The organism is Roseomonas sp. USHLN139 (genome assembly GCF_037145735.1).
In the GTDB taxonomy this organism is placed as follows: domain Bacteria; phylum Pseudomonadota; class Alphaproteobacteria; order Acetobacterales; family Acetobacteraceae; genus Pseudoroseomonas.
On the sequence record NZ_JBBCWY010000012.1, the window covers coordinates 41,237 to 65,762 of the forward strand.

A 24,526-nucleotide genomic window follows, 5' to 3' on the forward strand; every position below is an offset into this window, starting at 1 on the left:
CAATGCCTCAAACTACCAGAGTCCTAGGATCTTCCACCACAGCCCGCCAAGCAGGCTGAAGACCAGCAGCTCCAGCACGCACATTACGAAGCCCACCTTCCACCACTCCCCGAGCGATACGTACCCGCTGCCGAAGATGATTGGCGAGGTGCCGGTCGCGTAATGGGTTAGTGTCATCATGATCGTCGACCCCGCGACCATCATCATCAGAAACAGCGCCACGTAGTCTGCGGGCACAAGCTGCACGCCGACGGTAAGGAAGGCCAGCATCATGGCACTGATATGGGCGGTCGTGCTGGCAAACATGTAGTGAGAGAAGACGAAGAGCAGCACCAGCAGGGCAGCCGCAAGCTCCCAGCCCAGCCCGGCGGCCGCAATGCCGCTCTGCAGCCCGGCCGATAGCCAAGCGATCACACCGACCTTGTTGAGTTGCTCGGCCATCATCACCAGGGCGCCGAACCAGATCAGGGTGTCCCAGGCGCTTTTTTCTGAGAGGACGTCATCCCAGTTGAGCGTGCCGGTGATGATCAGCGCGAAGAGACCGACCAACGCCACTGCGGTCGGGTCCAGGGTATAAGCCGCGCCCAGGATCATGGCAGGGACATTTGCCCAGAGGACGAGAAGGAGGCCGAAGGTGCCAATCATCACCTTCTCCTTGCCGGAAAGCGGGCCCATTTTCGCCAGTTCGTCGCGCGCATAGCTGACGGCATCCGGCGTGGCCTTCACTTCTGGCGGTGACAGCAGGGCAATGACCAACGGCATTGCCAGTAAGCAGGTGATCGCGGGGACGAACATGTAGAGCGCCCAGTCCGTCCAGGAGAGGTGAAAATTCCCTTGCGTCACCCGCGCAACATAGTCGACGACCAGCGGATTGGGTGCCGTGGCGGTGATGAACATGCCCGAGGTTATCGTGTTGGCATGGATGTTCACCAAGGAGAGGTAGGTGCCCATCTTCCGCTCGGTACCGTTCGCCGGATCTGAGCCGAAGGTCGAAGCTATCGACTTCATTATTGGGTGCACAATGCCGCCGCCGCGGGCCGTGTTGCTTGGCGTGAACGGTGCCAGCAGGAGTTCGCACACCGCTAGTCCATAGCCGATACCGATGGTGCGGCGGCCTAGCAAGGCAATGAAGACCAGGCCGATCCGGTCGCCCAGACCGGTCTTCTTCAATCCGCGCGAGATGATGATGGCGATGACGATGAGCCAGATGAGCGGATTGGACAGGCTGCCCAGCGCATCCGCCATCGCGCCGCGTGACGTGGTGTTCGTCACCTGTGACAGCGAGACGATGACAATCGCCATCATCGCCATCACGCCGATGGGCATGACCTTCAGGATGATAGCGAGGATGGTGGTGAGGAAGATGGCGACGAGGCCCCAGGCCTTCGGCGTCAAGCCATCAGGAACCGGCGCCAGCAGCACAGCAAATAGGAAAAGGGTCGTGATGATGGCGGGCTTCAAACGGAAAGGGACAACGTCATTGAAGTACGCGAACATCGCTCTGAAGCGCTCAGGCATCCCGGCCCCCTCCACCAAATCGTGCATCGAGGCCGTTCCTTTCCGGAGGCCCGACCTGATTACCCTTCATCCGGCGACGGGTCGCCGAAGCGCATGAGGATACCCATACGCCCGTGTAAGTCGGCTCAGCATGGGTAACGCTCGGCGGCACACCGGAAGGGCTGCATAGATTTGCAACAGGATTAAACAAGTGGCAACCACGATGAGACTGAGTTTCGGGCAAGCGTGTAGAGCGTGCGACGCCGAGTAGCGTACTAGACGCTCGGCTTTGTCTCGCCGAGAATGAACCGCTGGACCACGAGGCGCTGTGCACCCTGATGATACTGCCTGAAGCCGGTTCCAGACCTTCGGTCTGTTCGTCGTGCCGAAAATAAGAAAAGGCTCATGTTTAGCCATCAGGCTGGCATTTTGGAGGTGCGCGACAGATCATCGAGTTGACGCAGATTGATACCCTGAGAGGTGCGCGTCTACTGCGCGACGACATGGCCCTCTACGCCGTAAAACAGGCGGGCGGTGGACGGTTCCAGATGTTCGAGCCTGATATGCAGGCGCGGGCTCAGGCTCGCCGCTGCCTGGAGGCCGATCTGTGCAAGGCATTCCGCCGAGGGGAATTCGAGCTGCACTACCAGCCGCTGGTGAACCTTCGCAATGATTGCATCACTGGTTTTGAGGCGCTCGTGCGTTGGCGGTGTCCAGAAAGGGGCCTCGTGCCGCCCGACAGGTTCATCCCCGTCGCAGAGGCGATGGGCCTTATCGTGCCCCTAGGAAAGTGGATCTTGGAACAGGCTTGCACCGATGCAGCTGGCTGGCCATCCGATCTGAAGGTCGCAGTGAACCTTTCTGCTCCGCAAGTCTGTGAAGCCGGGTTCGAAGCGTCGGTCGAAAGCGCCCTCGCCGTTTCTGCTCTACCCGCTAGGCGGCTGGAGCTAGAGATCACTGAATCCTTACTCCTGCGGGAGACGGCGGACACGGTCGCCACCCTCCGCCGCCTCAGGACGCTGGGCGTCTCCATTTCGCTCGATGACTTTGGAACCGGCTATTCCTCGTTGAGCTAACTGCTCAAGTTTCCCATCGACAAGGTCAAGGTGGATAGAAGCTTCGTCCTTGCGATGGATGAGCGCGCGCAAGGGGCGGCGATCATCCGTGCAATCGCCGGTCTGTGTCAGACACTCGGCATCGCCACCACCGCGGAAGGCATCGAGACACTCGAGCAACTTCGGAATGTCGCCGATCAAGGCTGCACTGAGGGCCAAGGATATTTGTTCAGCCGTCCTCGCCCAGCAAGTGAAGTCCTAAGCATGCTAACAGAGTTCAAGATGAAGCGGTGCCTCATGCCTCGCCCCGCCGGACCAGTGGCGAGGTTGAGCCCGGCGGCCGAGGCGGCTGATCACTCGGCTCGATCCACGGCGCAGACCATGTCTCCCTCGTATGGGATCGGACGGCATCCCGCGAGCGAACAGGTCGTTGATGGATGGTGCCTTCGAAGGCCGCCACCACAACAGTCTTCAGATACCGATGGTCCTCAGGAGGTGCGAGGACAACGGACAAGCCCTGAACAGTCTTGGCGACGACCTCGACCACGCCGGACACGTCCGAGCCCAGGATGACCGGAAGGGCGACCGGCGGCTTGAAGCCGGGCACCCTGGTGTAGCCGTCCCGGAGGTACTGGTTCGCCACCCAACGAATGCGGTAGAGCTTGCCATGGGGGCAGTGGGGCCCGCGCTTGGCCAACAACTTGGCAGCCGTTGCAATGTCACGGTCGAGATCTTTCGAAACGACACCGCGGGCCTCGGCTTCAACAACCGGATAGACACGGTAGGGCGCACGATTAGAACTCCTCGTCAGGTCCGCCTAGTCTTGGCGCCATCAACGCTGGCAAGTGCCGATGGAGGGTCTATGCTGCCCGGACGTTCCGGTGTCGAGGAGGGGAAGCAGACGATGAGCCTGGCAACCTACACCTTGAAGATGGCCGCTGTGACGGCGCCAGCAGCCGCGCTGCTGGCTTTCAGCGGCGAGCCGATGCCCGCGGGCTGGCTGGACGGCATCGTGGATCCAGGGGCGACCGTCGGTAAGGCGGCCATCGTGGTTGCCATGTGGGTGGCTGGCGGAGCCGCCACGGCAGGGGGCACAGTCGGCTTCGTCTGGCTCTCATGGGAGCTGTGGCGGGAGCGGCGTCGGCGAGCTGGGACGTGCTCGCAAGACCGTCGGACTTCCCGCGCCGCCGGAACTCCGCAAGCGGATAACCTCTAGGCGTGGGCGTGATGGCCAGCGGCGCGACGTAGCAAAGGCGGGAACGGTCATGTGCAACCTTCTCCATGACCAGCAACCAGCGCGCCATCATGGAGCTGACAGGAACTCTGCACGACCGCATCGGAAACCTCCCGGCATTCCCAGCCATCTACCCCGACAGTATGGCCCCCACCGTGCGCAGAGCGGAGATGGAAAGCGGGACCTGACCATGATGCGGTGGGGAATGCCGGGGTCCGAGCAGTACGGTGGCCACCACTGACCAACATCCGCAACATCCGCAGCCCACACTGGCGCCGGTGGCTCGGACCCGCGCACCGCTGCCGGGTGCCTGCCACCTCATTCTTGGAATGGGCCGACACGAAGCCCAAGAAGACGCCGGTCTGGTTCGGCTTGGCGCCGGAGCGGCCGCTCTTCGCCTTCGCGGGGATATGGACACCGTGAACCGGATTGCGCGGCTCCAAGTCAACCCGGTCGAGGGCGAGCACGAACTCTTGGGCTTTCTGACCTGCGACCCGAACGCGACCGTCGGCGCGATCCACCCGAAAGCCATCCCTGTGCTGCTGACGATGCCGGACGAGATGACCACTTGGCTGGAGGCGCCCTGGGAAATCGCCAGCGAGTTGCAGCGGCCCCTGCCGGACGACCATATGGTCATCGTGTCCCGCGGCAACCGGAAGGACCCGGATTGAACCACCGCGGCAAACTCGCCGCCGCTCGGATCAGTCGGACGGACTGGCGCTAGGCAGCCCAAGCTCGGCCTTGAATGGGGCGCTGCGCCACGACCCGGCATCCGCCCCCGAACTTCGCTGTCGGTGAAGGCAGCCCACTGCGCAGCCTGATGCGGTCATCCTTTCAGCTGGTCTCCGATAGGCCGGGAAGCGGGGTCCGATGGTCCTCACGCAGCCTTGAGCACCAGAATAACGTGACGTCACAGAAAGCAACCAGCGCCATGGAGCGCCGGATTATTGTGACGTCACGAATCAAGGGTCGACAAACGATAGGTTGCGATATTATTGTGACGTCACGGATTGGATTGAGGTCACACGGATGGCGTCGAACCGCAGCTTGAGGAGCAGCTCCAAGCAACGCCGCGCCTCCAAGGACCAAACCTCCGAAATCCGTGACGTCACGAAATCTGCCGGAGCTTCGGTGGTGGCTGGTGTGTCAGCTGAGAAGCCAACTCGCTTCAGTGAGGCATCGCCTTCGAAGGACAGCGCTCCCAAGCGGCGAGGGCGGCCACCAAGTGACCCTTCAGCGGGACCTGCGAGCAGTGCGAAACGGACGGCAAAGTATCGAGAGCGCCTGGAAGAAGAGACGAGGGAGTTGGTGGGAGCGCTGCGATCCGCCATTTGGGCCGTGGAGCGGCTAGGTGATCACCATCATCTGGGTTGGATGTTCTGGGGAACCAAGAAGCTGACGTTGGACGCGATCCGGCGTCTCGAGCCTGCGTTTGCTCCGGAACTGGAGTACCTCGAGGCCCGCTCAAAGGCCTATGTGCTTGAGATGCACAAGCATCGTGCTGCCCCAAAGCCTCCAGAAGGACCAAAGCGGGGGTCGATCCTCCTGGCTGACTCGGTCTTCAGCACCGATGCGGCGGGGAACGTTCTCCAGGACGGCAAGAAGACTGGCTTCAAGGTGGCGCCCCAAATTGTCAGCTGGCGCCTTGTTGAGGAACGCCCCGTCAGGAGCAGGAAAGTGCAGGATTGCACCCTGCAGAGCGCGGAGGATGCCCTGCTCGTCGCGGCAACCATCCTCATTGAGAGAGGGAAGGGTGGTCCCTTGGAAACGATCTGTCCCCCGCTGGATACCTGGCAGCCGTGGGCACAGGAGTTTCCGATGCCAGAGGTCACGGATCCGCCGGTCGAGGTGTTAAGCAACCTCAGGGAAGCTGTTGCGTCCGGTTCAGATGCGGCTGCCACTAGGAAGGTTGGGCGCAAGAGGAAGCCAAAGCCACCAGGTAGCGCGTCGCTTCCAGAACGGCCTGGTCCGGTGGGCGGAACGACTGGAAAGGCGAGAAGGTCGAGGGCTTGAGCAATAGGCGCTGGTCGGGCAGCCCCAGGCTAGTGTCCCGCTCAGCTCCCCCGCCGGGAGCATGATCTGCCAGCCGGGGGACCCCGGCGATGCTGTGGGAAAATGCCGATAGCCTCGAGTTCCACGGTCAGCACGGCTTGGGCGTGTGGCGTAGAGTTCCACGGTAAACCTGCAGCATTGGTCGGCAACCAGGCGCCGCCCGATGTGCCCGTGGCAGAGCTGTCGAAACCGGACCATTCCGGGCGCGATCCGTAGGGAAGTTCCGCGCGATCCGTAGGGGAAGAGCCTCGTAACCGATTGATTTTGAGCGCGGAATCAGCTCCGAATCTTGAATAGAATCTAGGAAGCGTGGAAGCTCCTGCTAGCGAGATTGGATGGCCTGGATAGCCGTACCCATCTAATCGGCGACGCAGCGCGCCAGCATGGGCCGTCCATCAAAACACCCGGGGAGGAGCCACGATGGCGATTGCCGAAGTCCATGAAGTGGAGGCCGTAGGAGACACCGCTGCAATCTATGCGGAGCTCCGCCAGGAGCTCGGGCTTCCCTTGGTCAACCTTATCTGGCGGCACTTCGCAGCCCTGCCGGGTGTGCTGCCCTGGGCCCGGGCCACAGTCCGGCCTGTCACGCGCTCGCTCGAAGTCCAGCAGGGACAGGACAGGATTGGCCAGCGGGTTTGGCGGCTAGTGGGCGACATGCGGCACACGCTCCCAACTCTCACCGCTGACCAGGCCGCCGTTGTGGACATCTACAACCGTGGCAACACCGCTAACCTGCAGCTGCTCACGGCTTTGAAGAAGGTCGTGGCCGGTGAGGCCGCTGGTGGCGGCCGCTTGGTGGAAGGCCAATCCGGCGCTCCTACCCCACTCGCTTCCGTGCCAGGCATGCCTCGGCTCGATAGATTGGAGCCCGCGACCTCCCAGATGGTACGGAAGCTGGCGGCCTTGCACGGGGAGGAGGGCGCAAGGGCCGTTCCCAGCCTCTATCGGCACTTGGCGCTTTGGCCGGACCTCCTTCCTCCGCTACACGCCGCGCTCTCTAGGTTCAGCGAGTCAGGCCTTCTGGCAAATGGGCGATCGGCTCTCATCGACATGGCGGACGCTACCGCATCCCGCCTGCTGCCCGCCCTGCGCCCGCCGGGCGTCTTCCCCGCTGAGCAACGCGTGGCCACCCTGGGCGCGCTTGAGGCGTTCGCCGGTCGCCTTATCGCGGACCTGAGTGTCGTGGGCCTTCTACTGCGGCGGCCCACATCGGAGCAGCGCCTTCCCTGACATCGGAGTGGAGACAACGCGCAGCAACAGCGTCGACCAGGACAACCGGCCCTACGCCATTATGCCCGCGATGACGGTCCCGCTCTGGCTCAAACACAGCTTCGGCGAGGGCGCGTTGCTGGGGCGCGGACTGGGCTTGGGGGGGGGCACGATATCGGCTCGGCCGATGCGGATGGCGCCGCCCGCCGATTGAGCGACGGCACAGGGCATGGCCCGCGGTGACGAGGCGCAAGGAAGGCGCCTCATTCTTCGCCAAGCTGGTCGCCGCGGCGCCCGGCCTTCCAATACGGATAGAGCACGTAGGCATCCTTCGGCAGTCGCAGCGTTTCGCGCAGGTGCCGCCTGACAAGTAGATAGGTCGCGGCGTCGCCTCCACCCCAGACGAAGATGGATGTCGACAAGTCAGGAGGGATCGCGGCAAGCACGGCATCGGCCAGAAGGCGACCCGATGGCGCCCGGACCGAGCCGCGATGCAGCCACCGCAGCAAGATCCCGGACGGATGGGCAAGCGGCATCTGGTCAGCAGCGTCCCGCACTTCGATGATCGCGACACCCTGCGCATCTGCTGGAAGCGCCTCCAGGATGCGCGCCATCCCGGGCAAGCAGGTCTCGTCGCCGAAGAGAAGATGCGACTTGGCCGAACGCATCCCATGGCCGCCAGGCCCCACCATCGCCAACTGGTCGCCTGGCCTTGCGGCGTGGAACCAGGCTTCGGCCGGACCACCTTGGCCATGCTGGAAGACATCGAAGGCGAGGCGCTCTCTGGCCGCGTCGATCCAGCGGATGGTGAACAGCCGCTGCGCCAGGGCATGGCCGCGCGGCCAGATCACCTCTCCCTGCGCGCCCAGCAGCGGCCATTGCGGATCGACCCCGCCAGGCGGCGGGAAGAGCAGCCGCGCATGCAGATGCAGCGGCGTGTCAAAGCGATTCAGGTCTTCGCCCGTGAAGACGAAGCGCCGCATCCTGGGCGTGAGGTTCTCGTGGCTGAGGAGACGCAGGATGCGGAGATCCGGTGGGCGGGTCGCGGCGCCTTCTGTCATGCCTTCCCAGGCAATCGCCGGGGCCTGCGCACGTGTGACGAAGGCCGCCATCGAGGTCGCCAGGTGCCGCGCTGCGTTCAGCGCGACAGGATCGGCCGCCTCCACCACCATGGACAAGGCAGTCCCTTCGAGCTCGAAGTCGATGGCGGCGTCGTCGATCCTGGCGCGATGGGCACCGTCATGCGGCTCCACAACGGCATGATGGCCGGTGAAGAGCGTGGTCAGCTCCTCGATCACCCCCTCGGTCTCGGACAAGGAGATCCGCGTCCGGCTGCGCAGCTCAGCCATGCAGGTCGCTCCAGAAACGGCCTTCAAGCGGGACGGCGATGAAGTCGCGCCGGAGCACCGTCAGCAGCTCGCCCGGTAAGGCGGCGGGGATGCGGGAAGGGTGCAGCCAATGCGCCATGGCAGCGATCAGCAGCAGGTCGATCGGTTGCTCGCCGAGACCCGCCCAGACGCCGTGCAACCGCTGCCGAGCTACGGCGTGCAGGCCTTGCAGTCCCGGCCGCTGCCGCAGTGATGCCAGGGCGAAAGAGTCGGCGCTCGCCCGGTCGGCAGGCGGGATCAGGGTGCGGGCGGCGACGACCACCTCCGGCTGCACCAGCAGGATGTCTTCCGGGCTGACGGCGATCTGGGCCAGGCTCGACAAGGGCGGGACAGCGATGCCGCCCGTGGCGCGCAGGAATCGCTGCCAGCGCGGCAGGCCGGTAGTCATGCAGCAGGGCGCGCCCGGATCGGCGTAGAAGTGCACGAAGACGGAGGTCGGCGTCGCGCCCTGCAGTGCCGCGCCGATCTCCGCCCGACGCGCGGCGGAGAATGACAGGAAGGCCTCGGCACGGTCAGGGCGCCCGGCGATGGCGCCGAACAGCCGCAGCCGCCGGGCATGGTCGGCATCGCCGTCGCCGGGCGCGGTGCTGAAGACCACGGCAGCACCCGCGCGGCGGAAGGCGCGCGTCAGCGGGCCGTCGGCCAGGCCAGGCTCCTGGTAGGCGGTCAGCACCACCAGGTCTGGGCGCAGGTCGAGCGCGCGCTCCAGCGAGAAGCTGTCGGCCGCCATGCCGCCGACCCACGGGATCGCCGCTGCCTCGGGATGGCGGCTCTGCAGCGCCTGCAGCAGGCCGTTGCCGCCCAGCCGCTCGGCCGCCGACCATCCGGCGATCAGCGCCAGCGGGTCTTCATGCGCCAGCGCCAGCGGGATCAGGTCGGAGGCCTCGGCCAGCAGGATGCGCCGCGGCGGCCGCGTCAGCACCACCGCCTGGCCCAGCATGTCGACCGCCGCGGCCGAGCTGCCCAGGGCGGGCGCGGCCAAACCCGTCGCCCCCAGGGTCAGCAGGTCGCGACGCCGCATCGGCGTCACCAGCTGTAGCTCAGCGTGCCGAGGACCGTGCGGCGCAGGCCAATGTAGCAGCCGGTCAGCGCAAAGCAGCCCTGGACATATTCCTTGTCGGTCAGGTTGGTGGCGTTGACCGCCAGCCGCATGCCCTGCAACTGCGGCGCCAGCGTGCCGAGCTCATAGCTGATGGCGGCATCGACCAGGGTGGCGCTCGGCGTGCGGCCGGTATTTTGTGCATCCGCCCAGGTGCTGCCCAGATAGCGCAGCCCGCCGCCCAGGCGGAACCCGGCCAGGGTGCCTTCGTCGAAGCGCCAGTCGGCCCAGAGCGTCGCCGAATGTCGCGGCGTCTCGATCGGCGCCTTGCCCTGGGTGGCGTTGTTCGCCTTGGTCACCTCGGCATCGGTATAGGCATAGCCCGCGACCAGGTTCAGGTGACGGCCCCGGCTGGCGCGCGCCTCGAGCTCGATGCCACGGGAACGGACCTCGCCGGTCTGCACGCTGAAGCTCGGATTGACCGGGTCGGTGGTCAGCACGTTCTGCTGCGTCAGCTGATAGACCGCGGCGGTGAGCAGCAGCCCGCTGCCCGGCGGCTGGTACTTGACCCCCGCCTCATATTGCACGCCGCGGGTCGGGCGGAAGGCGTTGCCCTGGCGGCCGGTGCCGCTGGTCGGGCTGAAGGATTCCGCATAGCTGACATAGGGGGCCAGCCCCATGTCGAACAGATAGACCAGCCCGGCGCGGCCGGTGAAGGCCTGGTCGTCCTTGTCGGCGGTCGTGCCGGTCAGGCGGTTGCGGGTGTCGGTGCCGACCCAGTCCTGCCGCCCGCCCAGCAGCAGCCGCCAACGGCCCCACGCGATCTGGTCCTGCAGATACAGGCCATAGCGGCTGAGCGACTGGCTGCTGCTGGAATTCGGTGCGCGATAGGCCGGGCTGTTCGGCACGCGGTAGTCGGCGGCGAAGGGATCGAAGGGGGTGATCGCCGCCGAATAGGCGATCGTCTGGGTCTGACTGTGCTGGTAGTCGAAGCCCGCCAGCAGGGTGTGGTGCAGCGGGCCCGTGCTGAAGCGCGCCTCGGCCTGGTTGTCGACCAGGAAGGTGTCGTCATGCGTGCTGCCCGACAGATAGGCGCCCGTCAGGCTGCGCCGGTCTGCGGCAAAGCCGAGGATATAGGCGCCGTCATAGCTGGCGCGGCGATGCCCGTAGCGGGCGTTCTGCCGGAAGGTCCAGGTTTCGTCGAAGCGGTGTTCGAACAGCGAGGTGAGCGAATAGGCCAGGCGGCTGTTCTTGAAGCTTTCGGGATTGCCGTAGTTGCGGCCGGTGTCGAGCTGCCCGTTCGGGTTGGCCAGGAAAGTGCCGATGGCGGGCAGATAGTTCATGTAGCCGCCATAAGGGTCGTTCTGGTAGTTGCCGAGCAGCGTCCAGCTGGTGGCGGCATCCGGCTTCCAGGTCACGGCGGGCGCCACGGCGATCCGCTGGTACCGCGTGTCCTCGACCTGCGAGCCGGAATGGGCGGCGCTGCCGGTGATGCGGTAGAGCAGCGTGCCCTCGGCATTCAGCGGGCCGGTGCTGTCGAAGCCGCTGGCCACGCGCCCATAGCTGCCGATCTGCAGCCGCGCCTCGCCACTGACCGTCTCGCCAGGGCGGCGGCTGACCAGGTTGACCACGCCGCCGGGATTGCCCTGGCCGTAGAGCACCGAGGAGGGGCCGCGCAGCACCTCGACCCGCTCCAGCAGGAAGCCGTCGATCTGCGGCGCGGTTGGGCCGTTGTCGGTCGGGATCCGCATCCCGTCGAGATAGTAGTCGAGGGTGAAGCCGCGCGCCTTGCCGAAGTCGAAGCCGGTGCCATAGGCGCCGCGCTGCTCGCCGGTGACGCCCGCGGTGTAGCGCAGCGCCTGGCCGACGCTCTGCGCCTGTTGGGCGTCGATCTGCTGGCGCGGAATGACGCTGATCGATTGCGGCGTCTCGATCAGCGGGGTGTCGGTCTTGGTGGCGGCGCCGCTGACCTCAGCGACGAAGCCGGGCACCGGCGACCAGCCGCGCTGCAGCCCGGCCGCGACATTGACGTCCGGCAGCAGCAGGGCGCCGGGCTCCGCCTGGGCGGCCAGCGTCACGGTGCGCGGGTTGATGAAGCGATGGCCGAGGCCGGTGCCCTGCAGCAGGCCGCGCAGAGCCTCCGACGCGCTGGCCTGGCCGGTGAAGCCCGGCGAGCGCTTTCCGGCCGCGAGCGCCGGGCCGTAGGTGACCTGCAGCCCGGATTGCCTGCCAAAGGCGGCCAGCGCCTCGTTCAGCGGACCGGCCGGGATGGCGAAGCCGGTGGCGGCTTCCTGCGCCTGGACGGGGAGGGGGGCGAGCCCGGCCAGCAGCGCCGCTGGCGGCAGCACCATCAACCCCGCCAGGGTCCTGCCCATCAGGCCGCTGGCCCGCTTGTCTGTCCGTCGCATCGTCGCCGCTTCCCTCAAGGCCTGGAGGGTCGAAGCACCCCCCTGCCTGCGGAAACGGACCGACCTCGCGGATTTTCCCTGTTTTTTTCGGCGACAGCGTCAGGGCGGCGAGATCAGCGTCAGGTAGGGCGTCCAGCGCCGGATACGGCCGCCGAGCGGATGCACCACCGCCTCCAGTGCCAGCTCCGGGCGGCCGAGGTCGAAGACGCCGCTGACCGGCAGGGCGCCGAAGGCCTCGCTGGTGATCACCCAGCGGCCCGCGTGCCAGCGGGCGATGCGGCCGAGGACCGCGGCCAGCGGCTCCTGCTCGACCACCATCTGTCCCTGGCGCCAAGCGGCTGGCGCACCCGGCAGGTCGCGGCCGGTGACCACAGCGCCACTGTCGAGCAGGAAGGCCATCCATTGCCGCTCGGCCAGGGACAACGGTGGGCGCCCGCCCGGCGGTGTCACTTCCACCAGGCCGGAGGCAGCGGCGACCCGGATGCGGCCTGCCTCCAGCGATATCTCGAGTGTGGCGTAGCGCGACGTCGCCACCAGGCCAGAACAGCTTGCCTGGAGCGGCTGCGGTCCGGCTTGAGCGATGTCGAGCAGCACCATGCCCTGCAGCAGCTCCAGGCCACGGCGGCCGGGCCCCATATCGATGGCCAGCGCGGTCTCGGGCCCCAGCGTCGCCCGGCTGCCGTCAGGCAAGGTCAGGGTCCGGACCTCGCCCGTGCTGGTCACCACATCCGCCTGGGCGCGCCGGACCAGGCCGGGTCCGAGCGTGCCTGCGGCCAAAGCGCCGCCAAGCCCCAGGCCGCCGAGCGCCACCAGGCTGCGGCGGGAAGCGCCGGGCTTCGGGGGCGGACGCAGCACTACGCCTGCCATGCCGTGGATTTCGGCCGCCTCTTCCCAAACCCGGCGATGCGCCGGGCTGCGGGCCAGCCAGCTGCGGGCAACCTCCTGCGCGACCGGGTTCCGCGGATCGCCATGCAGACGGATCAGCAGGTCCACCGCTTCCTCGAACAGGCGATCCTCATCGGCGGCGGTCTGGGTCATCGGCAGCGGTGATAGCCCCTCCTCGGGTGGCGGGCGACGCTTTTCCGGCCCGCCTGCCGCGGCAGGCCTGGGGTCAGGAATGCCGCAGCCGCTTGCGGAGATGCGCGTAGGCGTCGCGGATAAGCGTCCAGCTGCGGGTGGTCGACAGGCCCAGCCGCTCGCCGACCTGGGCTACGGTCAGCTGCTCCATCCGGTGCAGCTCGAAGGCGCGGCGGGTGCGGTCCGGCAGCTCGGCCAGAGCGGCCTCCATCAACGCCAACCGCTCGCGGTCATAGAGCTGCGTATCGGCCGAGGGGGTCGGGTCTGCGATGGCCATGACCAGCGCCTCGGGCGCCCCGGTCGTGGTTAGTTTAGACCTTTCCCTGCGGCGGTGGTCGATCAGCAGGTTGCGGGTGGTTTGGAACAGGTAGGCACGGGGATTGTCCGGCTGCTGCCCGTGATGGTCCCCCTGGACCGTCCCTTGGGGGGCCGCAGTCAGCAGGCGAAGGAAGACATCCTGGCTGATATCCGCCGCGACATCAGGCGCGACGCCGCGGCCCCGCAGGAAGCGCAGCAGCTCCTGTGAATGTCGACGGAAAAGAGCCTGGATGTCCCACGCCAAGGTGCAGCCCATTCAATCGCCCGAGAGATGGTCAGGTCGTCGATCGGGCAGGGTGACCGGATCGACAGCACTCTTAAATGCGAACCATTCTCAATAACGACGAATGGTTAGCCTCGTCAATGCGCCTCCACCGACCCGTCGCACCGCCCGCATCGTTGAAGCCCTGATTGACATAGGCGAGGTCGACGCTTTCCCCCCTGGAGGCCTGCATGGGAAAGAGCGTGGACCTCGCTTACGTTGATAAGGGCTTCACCGGCGCGCGTGCTGCCGCTGCCGCGAAGGCGCATGGCATCGAACTCGAGGTGGTGAAGCTTCCCGAAGCCAAGCGTGGCTTCGTGCTGCTGCCGCGGCGCTGGGTGGTCGAGCGCTCCTTCGCCTGGGCCACCCGCTTCCGCCGCCTGGTCAAGGACTACGAGCGCTATGCCAGTACTCTCGCTGACCTCCACCTGATCGCCTTCGCCTGCCTCATGCTCAAGCAAGCCGCGGACTGGCCACAGGTTCACAACAGCCTCTAGGACGCGCATGACGCACATGGACTGGCAGAGGCGTCGACTTGCCTACTTCGAAGCTCCGGCGGGCCCCTTCAGCCCGGGAGGTGGCGTCGCCTCCTCCGCATCTGGATTGCGGCCCTGCACGCGATCCAGAAACCGCATGATCGGCGTGACAGTCAGCCCGTGCAGCAGAACCGACAGCAGCACGATCAGTGCGACCAGCCCCCACAGCTGCTCCGTGTCAGCCAATTTCATGTGGTTGAGCCCGTAGGCCAGGTAGTACAGCGAGCCGACGCCGCGGATGCCGAAGAAGGCGAGCGTCAGTTTCTCGGTGCGGGCAGCCTTGAAGCCGAGCAAGCCGACGAGGCCGGTCAGCGGGCGGATGACCAGCAGGATCACGACTGCCACAATGACGTCGGTCCAGGTGACCGGTGCGAGCAGCCCTCGCACCAACGCGCCGCCGAAGAGCAGGAGCAGAACCATCATGGCGATGCGCTCGATCTGCTCTGTCATCTCATGCATCTGGACCTGGAAGTCGTGGTCCCTGTGCGTACTGCGGAAGGTCAGCGCCGTCACGAAGACGGCCAGGAAGCCGTAGCAGTGGATGATCTCGGTCAAACCGTACGAGACGAGGGTGGCGGAGAGCGCAATGAGCCCGTCGCCCGTCCTGGCCAACTTGGTCTTGGCCGGAACGTGGAAGGTGAGCCAGCCGAAGGCGCGGCCGATCACCCAACCGGCTACCACGCCGCCACCGATTTCCCACAGCACCCGGTAGGTAATCCAATCGATGAACCAGGGCTCGCCGCTGCTGGCCGCGGCGCCGAGAGCGATGGCGAGGTGCACAAACGGAAAGGCGAGGCCATCGTTAAGCCCGGCTTCGGAGGTTAGGCCAAAGCGTACCTCGTCCTCCTGTCCTGTCTTCGGCGGGCCTACCTGTACGTCGGAAGCAAGGACCGGGTCGGTCGGCGCGAGGCTGGCCGCCATCAGCAGGGCTGCGACCCAAGGATAGGCCTGTCCCCATGCCAGCAGAATCACGATGAGGCCGATGCCGAGTGGCATGGTAATTCCCAGCAAGCGCCATGTCACAGCCCACCGGCGCCAGCTGAAGACGCGGTCGAGCTTCAGACCCGCGCCCATCAACGCGATGATCACCACGAACTCGGTGAACCGCTCGGCGATCTCGGGGTGAGCCAATGGCGACGGATTCAGCGCCACCTGCGGCAAGGAAAAAAGCCCAGCCCCCAGGCCGATGCAGATGATTGGCAGGGAAAGTGGCAGGCGCCTCAGGACGAGCGGCAGCCAGGCAACGAGGGCGATAAGAATGCCGAAGCAGGTGAAGGCTAAGATGTAGGGTTCAGGAAGCCAGGTGCCCTTGGTCATGCGGCTTCTAACGGTCTGGTCACAAAATCGTTCCGGAACGTAGGCGATTGAGAGTACTTGCCTCTACTAAGCACCAGTTGGCTTTCTTATGAACCAAATGGCACATGCGGGCGTTGCAGGTCAGCAAACCTGGAGGACCACCACCATGCGCATGCATCTGCTCACCGCCATCACCGGCGTGGCCCTGCTTGCCACCCCGCTGGCAGCCACCGCCCAGACCGCTCCTGCTGCCGGTACGCAGGCAGGCTTGCGGATCGAGGCCAACCAAATCCGTGCCAAGCAGCTGATGGACCGCGACGTCTACACCACCGACAACACCGAGGTCGGCGAGGTCGAAGACTTGGTGATCGACCCCGCGAATGGCCGCATCGTCAGCGTCGTCATCGAGGTGGAGAACCGTCTCGGCCTCACCGATAAGTATGTGGCGGTGGACCTGAACCAGCTTCGCCTGACGCCGGGAGAGCGCCGCATCACCATCGACATGACCCGCGACAACGTGCGCTCGCTGCGGGGAATTACCTACAACGACTAACGGCGGATCCGAGCGCCTCATGTGGCCGATATCCATCGGGCGCGTGAGGCGCCTTGGGCCTGGAAGTTCCGGTTCAGATTGAACGTAGCGAGGCGAGTGCCGCTCCAAGAAGCCCCCGTCTAAGCAAGCTGACTGCCGCGAGGAAGGCTCCAAATTGTGCGCGTTGGCTATGCCCTGGACATCCGGGCACTACTGATCAAGGTGGATCAGGTTGAAGACTATCTGCAGCACTGTAAGGCAATGCAGGAAGACCTAGGCATCTTGGATGATTCTGTTGTCGCCAATGTGTTTGCGTAGCGCTTGGCCGCTGCGAAGCCGGAACTGCGTCCCACTGCGGCGGCGTTGGCGTCATGGGCAGAGGTACGGCAGAAGAGTGCGCTCGACCATCTTCACATCGCGTGGCGCGAGTCCCGCCACTCGGTCCGGCCGTGTGCCCGCACTTTGTTGCTGGAGCTCTGCCAAGGCACCAGCGTCAGTGGCAAGATGGAATCCTCGAAATAGGGTGAACTGCTGTGTGCAACCTCTACTCGATGACAAGCAACCAGCGCGCCATCCTGGAACTGACCCGGGCGCTCCATGACCACACGGGAAACCTCCCGCCGCTCCCCGCCAGCTACCTGGATGCATGGCGCCGGTAGTGCGTCAGTGCCAGGACGGCGGGCGCGAGTTGACCATGATGCGCTGGGGCATGCCGGGGCCTGAGCAGTACGGCGGGCACCCCGTGACGAACATCCGGAACACCCGCAACCCGCACTGGCGCCGGTGGCTCGGCCCGGCGCACCGTTGCCTGGTGCCGGTCACTTCCTTCTCGGAGTGGGAAGACACCAAGCCCAAGAAGACGCCGGTCTGGTTCGGCTTGGCGCCGGAGCGCCCTCTCTTTGCGTTTGCCGGTATCTGGACCCGTTGGACCGGCACGCGAGGCCCGAAGTCCAGCCCGGCCGAGGGTGAGCACGATCTCTGTGGTTTCCTAACCTGCGATCCGAACGAGACAGTCGGCGCCATCCACCAAAAGGCCATGCCGGTGCTGCTCACGACGCCTGACGAAATGACCACCTGGCTGGAAGCGTCCTGGAAAATAGTCCGCGAGCTGCAGCGGCCACTGCCGGATGAGCAGATGGTCGTGGTGGCCAGGGGCAATCGGACGGATTCGGCGCTGGAGACGTCTTGATGGCGAAAGGATCAGCGGGTCCGGTCACCATACGGCGGGCAATTGGCAATCTGCTGCGGATGGCTAGCGCCGACCTCGAAGATGCTCAGAACTTGGTCCGCAGCGCGAGCGCAAGGAATGCGGGAACGCTCATGCAAGCCGCCGGTTTGAAAATGGGCGCCGCCCTGAGCGCATCGGCGGTAGGCCGGTTTGATGGAGAAGGCGAGGCGCGCTGGCACGCGATCCCGGACCACTTTCCTGCTGTCGAAAAGCTGCGGGCGCTGGTGGCGGAAACGGGATATCGGCCTGCACTTCAGGACGATGGAAGTCCTCGGCAGCCTCCGAGCGCCACGCTTGTCAACAAAGCTATCAAAATGACAAAGGAGGCGCTGGCCGAACTCTGTCTGGCTTTCGGCGTCGACCTCGAGGGCTCGCGACCGGCTGCTCGCGCAGTGCCGCCAGAACCCGAGCCTCCGCCGCCGAAGGCGCCACCCGACACGTACGCAGCGGCCCAGAAGCCGCAGTCCCAGCGAGCCGGGCGAAAGGGAGACAAAAAGGAATCCAATGTCGTAGAGCTACGAGGCCGCAGGCCTATTCCGCAGTCCTCCTCGACTGGACCCAGGCGCCGCGACACGCTGTCTCGGCCGGGAACGTCTCCTTCAAGGACGAGGACAGCGCCGGGCCTGACCTCAAATGCGTTCTGGGCCTTCATGGATCGATGGGGCGTCGAGGATGGTAGTGCGCTGCGGCTGCTCGACCGCGGGCGGGGCCTGACCTCCAAAGGCCGATGGCCTCGCTTCAAGCTGAGCTCAGAAGAGGCCGGACTGCTCCAGGCGCTGCAGAGTATCGAAGCCACATTGAACACCTTGGCCGAACAGTCATCGGCCTGGGTGAGCGCACCGCTTGCAGAGGCACCGTTCAAGGGCGCCCGGCCGATCGAATGGATCATCAAGCGCCGCCTGCTAGGTACTCGAGACTTGTCCCAGCACCTGCTGCAGAAAGCTCTGACAGCCTCGGTGAGACAAGACTGAAGGCGAAGGATCCGAAGGGCTCTACTGCGGCGGCGGCGAGCATCTCGGTAGCAGGTGCCGCCGCAGCAGGTGGGCGCAGCCGTAATAGTCGCGAAGGGGCTGCGCCAACTTAACCGGATAGGACGTTGCCAGTCCGTATTGCCGAACTCTTACGTCATCAGCGTCAATCTCGAGAAGTTACCTTCATCGGCGGCGTCTGCTGGTGCTGGATAACATCCCAATTCTCGTGCGAAAGACGTCGGTAAACTGAGGTGCAGGATGCCTCATAAGACGCGCCTTCGCCCTTCTCGGCATGGACCTGATAGGCGATGACGATCAGTCCCTCCTGGGGGCGACGCACCTGCTGCGCTGAAAATGAGACACTGGTCCACCGCGGCGACTGCGTCACGGCTTCAACTGCCTTATCCCGTCCCAGAATAAAGGGGGCTTCCGGCAGGACCAGGAGGCATTCTTCGCTGATGGTGCTTCGGTAATGCTCTGGGTCTGCGGTCCAAAGGCTCTCCTCAAATTCCCAGATTCGTGCATCGTCCATGACGTGTCCATTTGGTTGAAGCCTCTTCATCAACGCGTGCTGCCGAGAAGCATGCCTGGCTGTAATCCACCGCACCTTGAACGATCAGGCCTTGGCGCGGATAGCTTGCCTCGGTGGGAAGTGGCAGACCAGCTACCAGAAAATCAGCACTTGCTCAGCGCTAACTTGGTGCCCCGAGCGTGAGAACTAGCGGCAACTCATGGTTGGCTAGCGATGGCCATGCTTCATCTCGCACGACGAGATCAGCGCGGCCACGTATGCCCGACTATCAAACAGTGCCGTAAGCACAGCCTATCCAAACGACTGGAAGGGCCTTCGTGCTTCGTCAGACGGTCAGCTCGCCCTGATCCTCGCCGATCCAGTATCGAATACGGCTGGCGTGAACCTTGATGAGAATGACACCTGGGGTGTCAATGCCCTGTGGGAACCAACGGTCAAGCTCCTTGGTCCAGTGAGCAGCAAAATCTGCCTTGTCTCTGATAAGCGTAGAGCGACCCATCACGGCGATGAAGAGTGGAGTGCCTAAAAGCAAACCCTTCGAACCGGCATAGCTCAGGCTTGTGCTTGCATCACGCTCGATCTCTGCGATCTTCGCGGAGCTCTCGTAGGCAAAGAAGTAGGCATCGCCTTGGAACTCGACATCACGGTTGTTGCTCATCGGGCGCGAGGTGATGCCGCCCGTCACGGCGGTGGTCGACATCGTTGCGAAATCAATGTCGGCCATCATCTTGGATAAGTCGGCAATCGTCGTGTTTGCCATCGTTTTCTCCATTTCTTTGATTGATCCGCCTGCGCCCGTGGCGATCGGGTGGCTATCAAGAAAGACGATCTGGAAAGCCCCTAGTTTCCACGGGCTATTCCATTCGCTGCCCAACAGGGCTGAAAGGCAGATGGCCGACGATGAGTAGAAGGAGCACCATTGGCATTGGGCCAGTCGCCTCTTCTAACCGGTGCCATGGGCATTCGACGGAGCTTGGCTGTCGGCTCCTGCGTGAAGTTCGACGCAACCGACAGGGCCGCGGCGGCGCGCCGTTGGGCACCCTGTGCGTTTCAGGCGCGAATGCTCGGCCCAGCGAACTGGAATGTGACGTCGCCACATTCAGCGGTGCGGAAGCGCCGCTAACCTTACTGACCTTCACGTGGAGCGCGGCCATCGGGTTTAAGCAGGCGGCCGAAAGGTCGTAATTTGCCTCAGAGCTAACCAAGGCAGCGATTAGCCGGGCGACAGGGCGGGGGTACGGAGGCCATTTCCCACGAGGCGTCGCGGCTTGTTGCCGCGGCCCCTGTCACCGACAGAGACGCTCGCACGGGATGCCGTCTCGATCTCCATCCAGCCGCGTCACCCCGCACCGACGGAAGTAGAATTGAGCTTCGGCGCAGTTCAGCATCTGGCCGCAGTATCTCTTCGTCCCGCAGCTGAAGCCGGACCCAGAGGGTGGCGCCGGTGTCGACTGGCGGGGAGCGGCCGTCCGGCTGGCGGCGCCGCCCGAGTGACGCCAGTCCCAGGGCGCCCGGCGTTCATGCTCCGGCAATGCCCAAAGTCCGACGCGGCCCCCCCGGGCCTACACCTCGAGGCGAGGCAGAACAGGGTCGCGGTTGTACTGGGTGTAGACCCACGCCGCCCCGCGCCGAACCATCTCCTGGTTCACGTTCAGCGCGCCGATGAAGAGGGTGCCGACCGTCCTGCCATAGCGGTCGGTGTCCTGCACTTCGATGCGGCCGTTCTTGCCGAACGCCAGGCCCGACAATTCCTGCTGGGCCCGCGTCCCGTAGGGCTGTCGGCTCTCCGGCGCGTCGATACCAGCCAGGCGGACACGCACCTGGCGCTTGCCTGGCGTCAGCAGGGTGAGGGTGTCTCCATCTAAGATGCCGACGACGCGGCCGATGAGGTCCGCGGCGAAGGCGGGCGGGGCGATGAGAATGAAGGCGGCGAGGAGGAGTCGGACAAGCATCGTCATGGGCGCCGTCATACAGCCGATGCCTTTTGCCGTCCCTTGGTTCTCGGCGCCGCTCCGACGCCGCGAACCCAGCTCCAGCAAGGTCAGGCGAAGCGGACACTTGCAGCCTTCATCACCTGGCTACTCCGCCTTGAGGTCCAGCTCCCGCACCTTCTTGCCCCAGAACTCGTACTCCTCGCGGATCGCGATGGCGAATTCAGCGCGGGGCTGCGCGGCGGCCACCTCGAGGCCGTCGCGCTCCAAGCTGCGGGCGAAGCGCGGATCGCGGATGGCCTTGTTGGCGGCAGCCTCCAGGCGGCTCATCTCGCCATCGGGCGTCCCGGCAGGCGCGAAGATGCCGTGCCAGCCCAGGATGACGATGCCGGGCAACCCGGCCTCGGACAGCGTCGGCACATCGGGCAGCGACGGCAAGCGGTGGTTGCCCGTCACCGCCAAGGCACGCAGCCGCCCTTCCTTGGCGAGCGGCACCGCGGGTGGCGGCGAGGAGAAGTTCATGGTGACGCGTCCGGTCACCACGTCCTGCAGGGCAGGCGCGGTGCCGCGGTAGGAGATGTGCTCCATCTGCAGCCCGGCGGCCTCGGCAAACAGGATGCCTGCCAAGTGATTGTTGGAGCCCACGCCGCCGGACGAGAAGCTGAAATCCGCGTTCGGCTGCTTGCCTGCCGCAATCAGCTCTCGCAGGCTGGTCACCGGCAGCTTCGGGTCGATCACCAGCACGTATTGGTAGGAGCTGGCCTTGGTCACCGGCGAAAGCACGCTGGACAGGTTGATCCTGTCGTTCCTCTGCAGGTGCGGGTTGACCACAATGTTGGTGGACACCGCGAAGAGCAGCGTCGTGCCGTCGGGCCGCGCGCGGGCGACGGAGGTCGCGCCGACATGGCCTGCCGCGCCGCCGCGGTTCTCCACGACGACGCTTTGACCGAGCTGCTCCATCAGGATCGGCGCCAGCTCGCGCGCTACGATATCGGTGCCGCCGCCCGCGGCGTAGGGCACGATCAGCGTGATAGGACGGCCCTGGGCGCTTCCCTGGGCTCGGGCGCGGGTAATCAGCGCGGGGGCAGCGAGCAGGGGCAGGAGGTGGCGGCGCTTCATGGTCGGCTCCCTTGTATCGGCCTCTCTCGGGCGTGCAGGGCGGGCCTGCGGCGCCATCTTCGACGGGCCGTTGATGGGAAGCTTACCCAGTCGGGCGTCCGTTACGCCAGCCTGCTTCGCCGCAGCATCGCGGTCGAACTTGGCGCGCGAAGAGTGGGCTGCGTCTGGCTGAGACGAGATGTTCTCAGAACCATTTGCGGCGAGCCGCCGTTTGTCGGCCGATTGCCCGGAGTTCAGGCTGACTAAGCGGGAGGAGCAAATTTTGCCTGCCTTGCCTGCCAAGAAAATCGAACTACCAGGGTCAGGAAGATCCACGGCGTAGCTCGTCCAGTTCATGAGCCGATGACACGCAAGACGCTGTTGATGCAGCACCAACCTGACGGGCAACAACACTCCGATGCCAAGCTTCGGCTCTGTCAACCCGCTCTTTGTTCTTGATTCGTTCCCCTCGCCCCGATTAGCGTCGAGCCCATGGCCGACTCTGCCCCACCCCCCATCCCCTTGCCTCCCGGCCTGTCCACCGCATCCCCCGATGAGGTGGCCGACGCCCTGGCCTACGCGCTGCGTTACGACCAGCGCGGCAAGCCCCGCCCATCAGGCGGCCAGCTGGTCGCCAGCCTGGCCGCCGAGCACCTGGTGAAGCACCTGGAGCGCTCGGGCGTCCTTGTCCTCAAGCTGCCGCCCGCGCGGCTGCACAGCGCAGGATAGGGTTCCCCGATGTCGGCCTCGGACGCCGTTCTGCGCGACCTCCGAGCCTCGCTCGCCAGGAGCGAGCGCGGCACCGGGGGCGATGCGACACTGCCCCCAATCAGCTTGACCTCTCCCATCGATGACCATTTGCCCGGCGGCGGATTGGCCCGGGGCGCACTGCACGAGGTCCAGGCATCCGACCTCGGCGCCGGTCTTGCCCTGTGCACGCTCATCCTCAGCCGCACCGATGGGCCGGTGCTGTGGATCAGCGCCCATGCCGAAGGCGTTTGGGCCCCCGGCCTGCATGCCCTCGGGCTGCGCGCCGACCGTCTGCTGCAGGCGAGCTATCGCCAGCCTGCCGATGGCTTGTGGACGGAGGCGCTCCGCTCGCCAGCTTTCGGAGGCGCAGTGCTTCAGATCGATCGCTTGGACATGACCGCCTCCCGGCGCCTCCAGCTGGCGGGAGAGTTCGCCACGAGTCGGGCTGCTGCTGCGGAACGTGGCCGAGCATGGCCCGTCCAGCCCCGTCAGCCGATGGCGGGTGGCGTCCCTGGCCAACGCCGCAGCGCGACCACGCTGGCGGCTGGACCTGCTTCGCTGCCGCGCTGGACGGCCGAGCAGCTGGGATGTCCGCTGGAATTAAGGTGCGTTGGAGGTCGAGGAGGCCGCCTTCGCAGAATACGCGTGAGCCGCCGCTACTTGGCCCTGTGCCTGCCTTACCTCCCTCTGGACCGGCTGCGACGCCAGCATCCTGATTGGGATGACCGGCCGTTGGCTGTCTGGGCCGCCGTTGGCAACCGGCGCTGCCTGACCGCTACGGATGCTCCCTGCCTGTCCCCGGGCCAGGCGCTGGCCGACGCCCAGGCAATCCTGCCGGACCTCATCCTGGCCGACGCGGACCCTGATGGGGACGCTGCCATCCTGGAGCGGCTGGCACTCTGGGCGCTGCGCTTCACGCCGTTGTCGGCCGTCGATGGCGAGGACGGACTGATGCTCGACACCACGGGTGTCGAGGCGCTGTTTGGCTGAGAGGCCGCGCTGCTGGCAGCCGTGCTGGAGAGCTTCGCCAGTGGCGGCTACCGGGTACTGGCCGCCATCGCAGGCACGCCCGGCTGCGCGGCGCCGCCGGTGCTGCCAGAAGGCCAGGAGCTCGAGTCCTTGGGCCGTCTGCCACTGGAGGCGCTCCGCCTGCCGCAGGACATCGTGCACGGTTTGGGGCGCTTGGGCCTGCGGCAGGTCGGCGACGTCCTGCGCCAGCCTCGCGGACCGCTGGCCCGACGATTCGGGCGCCCGCTGCTCGACGCCCTCGACGACGCCACAGGTGCCCGCCCTCGGCCGATCCAGCCGGTGCGACCGCCGCCCGTCTTCTCGGCCGTCCGGCACCTGCTCGAGCCCATCATCACCCGGCCAGCCATCGACCACGTTCTCGAGAACCTGCTCGAGGAACTCTGCCAGGCGATGGAGCACGCGGGGGAGGGGGCCCGCCGCTTGGTCCTGCGCGGCTTCCGTGTCGACCGCGTGGTTCAGGAGGTGTCCGTTGGCACCGGCGCCGCGTCGCATGCGGCCGTGCACCTGTTCAAGCTGTTCCGGGAAGCGGTAGGCGAGCTCGAGCCCGACCTAGGATTCGAGCGCATGGTGCTGGAGGCCACCGCGACCGAGCCGGTGGTCCGCACGCAGGCCGAGATGGCCCGCGGCGGTGATGGCACGGCAGCGAGTCCTGGCGCGCTGCCGGAACTCCTTGACCGGACACGCCAGCGAATCCCGATCTCTCGTCCCCAGCCGCTTTCCAGCCACTGGCCGGAATACGCTGCGGCGCCAGCGGATCCTTACATGGCACCTGAAGTGCCGAAGGACTGGGGCAAGGAGATCCGCCCCCTGCGCCTGCTTCGGACGCCGCTGGCCGTGACGGTCGAGAGCGCGGCGCCGGACGGCCCGCCGGTCCGCCTGCAGTGCGGTGGCCGCGTCTACCGTGTCCTTGCGGCGCTGGGTCCCGAGCGCCTGAAGCCGGAGTGGTGGGGCGAGGATTTGAACCGGCCCATCCGGGACTACTACCGGATCCAGACGGCCGAAGGACCCCGCCTGTGGATCTGCCGGTTGCGCGAAGGCGGTGCGGCGCCGCGCTGGTTCCTCCACGGGGAGCTTGCGTGACGCC

The 24,526-nt window shown here is 65.8% G+C and carries 23 protein-coding genes and 2 pseudogenes; 13 read left to right on the forward strand and 12 right to left on the reverse strand.

Annotation, left to right across the window (positions count from 1 at the left end):
* Nucleotides 1–12 precede the first annotated feature (12 nt).
* On the reverse strand, nt 13–1,545 hold the full coding sequence (locus WFI16_RS23385; RefSeq protein WP_419900268.1) for a DASS family sodium-coupled anion symporter: 1,533 nt from the start codon (nt 1,543–1,545) through the stop codon (nt 13–15).
* Nucleotides 1,546–2,060: 515 nt separating this feature from the next.
* Between WFI16_RS23385 and WFI16_RS23390 the strand changes: the two are divergent.
* From WFI16_RS23390 to WFI16_RS23415, 6 genes and pseudogenes are all read left to right on the forward strand, one after another.
* Nucleotides 2,061–2,780: pseudogene (locus tag WFI16_RS23390) on the forward strand (putative bifunctional diguanylate cyclase/phosphodiesterase); the annotation flags it as partial.
* A 205-nt stretch (nt 2,781–2,985) separates the two neighbouring features.
* Entirely contained in the window at nt 2,986–3,768 is a 783-nt protein-coding gene (locus tag WFI16_RS23395; RefSeq protein ID WP_419900322.1) for a hypothetical protein, read from the forward strand.
* A 324-nt stretch (nt 3,769–4,092) separates the two neighbouring features.
* Complete coding sequence (locus WFI16_RS23400; protein WP_419900269.1) at nt 4,093–4,209, forward strand: hypothetical protein; 117 nt, start codon at nt 4,093–4,095, stop codon at nt 4,207–4,209.
* On the forward strand, nt 4,206–4,457 hold the full coding sequence (locus WFI16_RS23405; RefSeq protein WP_419900270.1) for a hypothetical protein: 252 nt from the start codon (nt 4,206–4,208) through the stop codon (nt 4,455–4,457). The genes WFI16_RS23400 and WFI16_RS23405 overlap by 4 nt, the downstream gene beginning before the upstream one ends.
* A gap of 730 nt (nt 4,458–5,187) precedes the next feature.
* On the forward strand, nt 5,188–5,799 hold the full coding sequence (locus tag WFI16_RS23410; protein WP_419900271.1) for a hypothetical protein: 612 nt from the start codon (nt 5,188–5,190) through the stop codon (nt 5,797–5,799).
* Nucleotides 5,800–6,258: 459 nt separating this feature from the next.
* Entirely contained in the window at nt 6,259–7,068 is an 810-nt protein-coding gene (locus WFI16_RS23415) for a hypothetical protein (protein WP_419900272.1), read from the forward strand.
* A 242-nt stretch (nt 7,069–7,310) separates the two neighbouring features.
* Here WFI16_RS23415 and WFI16_RS23420 read toward each other — a convergent pair whose 3' ends face one another.
* The 5 genes from WFI16_RS23420 to WFI16_RS23440 form a co-directional block, all read right to left on the reverse strand.
* The gene (locus tag WFI16_RS23420; protein ID WP_419900273.1) at nt 7,311–8,396 is read right to left on the reverse strand and encodes a siderophore-interacting protein; all 1,086 of its coding nucleotides are present in this window, start codon (nt 8,394–8,396) and stop codon (nt 7,311–7,313) included.
* Complete coding sequence (locus WFI16_RS23425) at nt 8,389–9,456, reverse strand: ABC transporter substrate-binding protein (protein ID WP_419900274.1); 1,068 nt, start codon at nt 9,454–9,456, stop codon at nt 8,389–8,391. The genes WFI16_RS23420 and WFI16_RS23425 overlap by 8 nt, the downstream gene beginning before the upstream one ends.
* Before the next feature lie 5 nt (nt 9,457–9,461).
* Complete coding sequence (locus tag WFI16_RS23430) at nt 9,462–11,882, reverse strand: TonB-dependent siderophore receptor (protein ID WP_419900275.1); 2,421 nt, start codon at nt 11,880–11,882, stop codon at nt 9,462–9,464.
* Between the two features lie 99 nt (nt 11,883–11,981).
* Nucleotides 11,982–12,920, reverse strand: a complete 939-nt coding sequence (locus WFI16_RS23435) for a FecR family protein (protein WP_419900276.1) — start codon at nt 12,918–12,920, stop codon at nt 11,982–11,984.
* Nucleotides 12,921–12,993: 73 nt separating this feature from the next.
* Complete coding sequence (locus WFI16_RS23440; RefSeq protein WP_419900277.1) at nt 12,994–13,533, reverse strand: RNA polymerase sigma factor; 540 nt, start codon at nt 13,531–13,533, stop codon at nt 12,994–12,996.
* Between the two features lie 206 nt (nt 13,534–13,739).
* Between WFI16_RS23440 and WFI16_RS23445 the strand changes: the two are divergent.
* Nucleotides 13,740–14,036 (forward strand): annotated as a pseudogene (locus WFI16_RS23445) (transposase); the annotation flags it as partial.
* A 42-nt stretch (nt 14,037–14,078) separates the two neighbouring features.
* Here the strand turns inward: WFI16_RS23445 and WFI16_RS23450 are convergent.
* On the reverse strand, nt 14,079–15,392 hold the full coding sequence (locus WFI16_RS23450) for a cation:proton antiporter (RefSeq protein ID WP_419900278.1): 1,314 nt from the start codon (nt 15,390–15,392) through the stop codon (nt 14,079–14,081).
* Nucleotides 15,393–15,537: 145 nt separating this feature from the next.
* Here WFI16_RS23450 and WFI16_RS23455 point away from each other — a divergent pair, with 145 nt between their 5' ends.
* The 3 genes from WFI16_RS23455 (at nt 15,538) to WFI16_RS23465 (ending at nt 18,102) form a co-directional block, all read left to right on the forward strand.
* Nucleotides 15,538–15,924 (forward strand): PRC-barrel domain-containing protein, encoded by a 387-nt coding sequence (locus WFI16_RS23455; protein ID WP_419900279.1) that lies wholly within the window; start codon nt 15,538–15,540, stop codon nt 15,922–15,924.
* Between the two features lie 673 nt (nt 15,925–16,597).
* On the forward strand, nt 16,598–17,092 hold the full coding sequence (locus tag WFI16_RS23460) for an SOS response-associated peptidase (protein WP_419900319.1): 495 nt from the start codon (nt 16,598–16,600) through the stop codon (nt 17,090–17,092).
* Nucleotides 17,092–18,102 (forward strand): hypothetical protein, encoded by a 1,011-nt coding sequence (locus tag WFI16_RS23465; protein ID WP_419900280.1) that lies wholly within the window; start codon nt 17,092–17,094, stop codon nt 18,100–18,102. Before WFI16_RS23460 ends, WFI16_RS23465 begins: the two co-directional genes overlap by 1 nt.
* A 163-nt stretch (nt 18,103–18,265) precedes the next feature.
* Here the strand turns inward: WFI16_RS23465 and WFI16_RS23470 are convergent, their stop codons facing one another.
* The 5 genes from WFI16_RS23470 to WFI16_RS23485 all read right to left on the reverse strand — a co-directional run bounded on the left by WFI16_RS23470 (nt 18,266) and on the right by WFI16_RS23485 (nt 22,020).
* Complete coding sequence (locus WFI16_RS23470) at nt 18,266–18,634, reverse strand: DUF4440 domain-containing protein (protein ID WP_419900281.1); 369 nt, start codon at nt 18,632–18,634, stop codon at nt 18,266–18,268.
* Between the two features lie 325 nt (nt 18,635–18,959).
* Complete coding sequence (locus tag WFI16_RS23475) at nt 18,960–19,508, reverse strand: pyridoxamine 5'-phosphate oxidase family protein (RefSeq protein ID WP_419900282.1); 549 nt, start codon at nt 19,506–19,508, stop codon at nt 18,960–18,962.
* 412 nt (nt 19,509–19,920) lie between these two features.
* Nucleotides 19,921–20,166: an excalibur calcium-binding domain-containing protein gene (locus WFI16_RS26975; protein ID WP_442970729.1), complete on the reverse strand. Its 246-nt coding sequence runs from the start codon at nt 20,164–20,166 to the stop codon at nt 19,921–19,923.
* 30 nt (nt 20,167–20,196) lie between these two features.
* The gene (locus WFI16_RS23480; protein ID WP_419900283.1) at nt 20,197–20,592 is read right to left on the reverse strand and encodes a thermonuclease family protein; all 396 of its coding nucleotides are present in this window, start codon (nt 20,590–20,592) and stop codon (nt 20,197–20,199) included.
* Between the two features lie 120 nt (nt 20,593–20,712).
* Nucleotides 20,713–22,020, reverse strand: coding sequence for a Bug family tripartite tricarboxylate transporter substrate binding protein (locus WFI16_RS23485; RefSeq protein WP_419900284.1), 1,308 nt, complete (start codon nt 22,018–22,020; stop codon nt 20,713–20,715).
* 201 nt (nt 22,021–22,221) lie between these two features.
* Between WFI16_RS23485 and WFI16_RS23490 the strand changes: the two genes are divergently transcribed.
* Genes WFI16_RS23490 through WFI16_RS23500 form a run of 3 tightly spaced genes read left to right on the forward strand, consistent with a single transcriptional unit; the run spans nt 22,222 to nt 24,522 of the window.
* The gene (locus tag WFI16_RS23490; protein ID WP_419900285.1) at nt 22,222–22,392 is read left to right on the forward strand and encodes a hypothetical protein; all 171 of its coding nucleotides are present in this window, start codon (nt 22,222–22,224) and stop codon (nt 22,390–22,392) included.
* A 9-nt stretch (nt 22,393–22,401) separates the two neighbouring features.
* Nucleotides 22,402–23,403, forward strand: a complete 1,002-nt coding sequence (locus WFI16_RS23495; protein WP_419900286.1) for a hypothetical protein — start codon at nt 22,402–22,404, stop codon at nt 23,401–23,403.
* Between the two features lie 21 nt (nt 23,404–23,424).
* Nucleotides 23,425–24,522, forward strand: coding sequence for a Y-family DNA polymerase (locus WFI16_RS23500; protein WP_419900287.1), 1,098 nt, complete (start codon nt 23,425–23,427; stop codon nt 24,520–24,522).
* Nucleotides 24,523–24,526: the final 4 nt, after the last annotated feature.

Coding starts and splice junctions, on each gene's coding strand:
- WFI16_RS23425 (WP_419900274.1), bottom strand. CDS start 9,456: ATGCGGCGTCGCGACCTGCTGACCCTGGGGGCGACGGGTTTGGCCGCG.
- WFI16_RS23485 (WP_419900284.1), bottom strand. CDS start 22,020: ATGAACTGGACGAGCTACGCCGTGGATCTTCCTGACCCTGGTAGTTCG.
- WFI16_RS23440 (WP_419900277.1), bottom strand. CDS start 13,533: ATGGGCTGCACCTTGGCGTGGGACATCCAGGCTCTTTTCCGTCGACAT.
- WFI16_RS23435 (WP_419900276.1), bottom strand. CDS start 12,920: ATGACCCAGACCGCCGCCGATGAGGATCGCCTGTTCGAGGAAGCGGTG.
- WFI16_RS23385 (WP_419900268.1), bottom strand. CDS start 1,545: ATGCACGATTTGGTGGAGGGGGCCGGGATGCCTGAGCGCTTCAGAGCG.
- WFI16_RS23450 (WP_419900278.1), bottom strand. CDS start 15,392: ATGACCAAGGGCACCTGGCTTCCTGAACCCTACATCTTAGCCTTCACC.
- WFI16_RS23470 (WP_419900281.1), bottom strand. CDS start 18,634: ATGGACGATGCACGAATCTGGGAATTTGAGGAGAGCCTTTGGACCGCA.
- WFI16_RS23460 (WP_419900319.1), top strand. CDS start 16,598: ATGATGCGCTGGGGCATGCCGGGGCCTGAGCAGTACGGCGGGCACCCC.
- WFI16_RS23420 (WP_419900273.1), bottom strand. CDS start 8,396: ATGGCTGAGCTGCGCAGCCGGACGCGGATCTCCTTGTCCGAGACCGAG.
- WFI16_RS23455 (WP_419900279.1), top strand. CDS start 15,538: ATGCGCATGCATCTGCTCACCGCCATCACCGGCGTGGCCCTGCTTGCC.
- WFI16_RS23395 (WP_419900322.1), top strand. CDS start 2,986: ATGGATGGTGCCTTCGAAGGCCGCCACCACAACAGTCTTCAGATACCG.
- WFI16_RS23480 (WP_419900283.1), bottom strand. CDS start 20,592: ATGACGATGCTTGTCCGACTCCTCCTCGCCGCCTTCATTCTCATCGCC.
- WFI16_RS23495 (WP_419900286.1), top strand. CDS start 22,402: ATGTCGGCCTCGGACGCCGTTCTGCGCGACCTCCGAGCCTCGCTCGCC.
- WFI16_RS23415 (WP_419900272.1), top strand. CDS start 6,259: ATGGCGATTGCCGAAGTCCATGAAGTGGAGGCCGTAGGAGACACCGCT.
- WFI16_RS23430 (WP_419900275.1), bottom strand. CDS start 11,882: ATGCGACGGACAGACAAGCGGGCCAGCGGCCTGATGGGCAGGACCCTG.
- WFI16_RS23465 (WP_419900280.1), top strand. CDS start 17,092: ATGGCGAAAGGATCAGCGGGTCCGGTCACCATACGGCGGGCAATTGGC.